The organism is Chryseobacterium barbadense (assembly GCF_042849955.1).
Lineage (GTDB): Bacteria > Bacteroidota > Bacteroidia > Flavobacteriales > Weeksellaceae > Chryseobacterium.
Map to the genome: position 1 here is coordinate 1 of NZ_BAAFHL010000153.1, position 625 is coordinate 625.

The following is a 625-nucleotide window of genomic DNA, read 5'->3' on the forward strand; positions in this document are numbered from 1 at the left end:
ATACACATTCTGGCTTAGTACTTCCACAGGATTGCTGTCAATCTGGTGTTTATGGATAAGAAGCCTGTTCTGGGCATCATATACAAAGTTTTCCGTAATGACTTTTTCCGTATCAGTATTTACTCTTTTATGATAGGTTTTGTTCTGCAATACCGCTCCGGCGAAATCAAGCTCTGTTTCCGTTTTGGTGTAACCACCCAAATGATTGATGGAATGAGAACCTATGGCTCTTCCTTCCGTATCATACCAGATGTGGGACCCAGTCCAGTTATCATCTTCAATATTTTTAATATAGGAAGAAGTAGGCATTCCTTTAATGCTTCTGTAAGAAACAACCCCACCCGAAGAATATTGAACAGGCGTAGCACTTAAAGTGGTTTTTCCCAAGATGGTGGCGGGTCTTGCCGGAGCAGTAGGAGTATAATCATCGTAATAATTTACCGATAATAAGGTAACCCAATTAATCCCGGGATACGTACCGTTAGGGTCGTAATAAACATCCATGCCTTGTCGGTTAAAGAATACAAAATTGGTTCTTTTTACATTATTGTTCCCATAATTATCGGCTAAAGCCTGCTCTGTAATTCTTGAAGATCCATTACATATTCCTGAGAAAGCCATCCTT

General features: G+C 39.8%; 1 pseudogene. It reads right to left on the reverse strand.

Annotated elements, in window-relative coordinates:
* Positions 1-625, reverse strand: a pseudogene (locus ACGHIN_RS17320) (RHS repeat-associated core domain-containing protein); the annotation flags it as partial.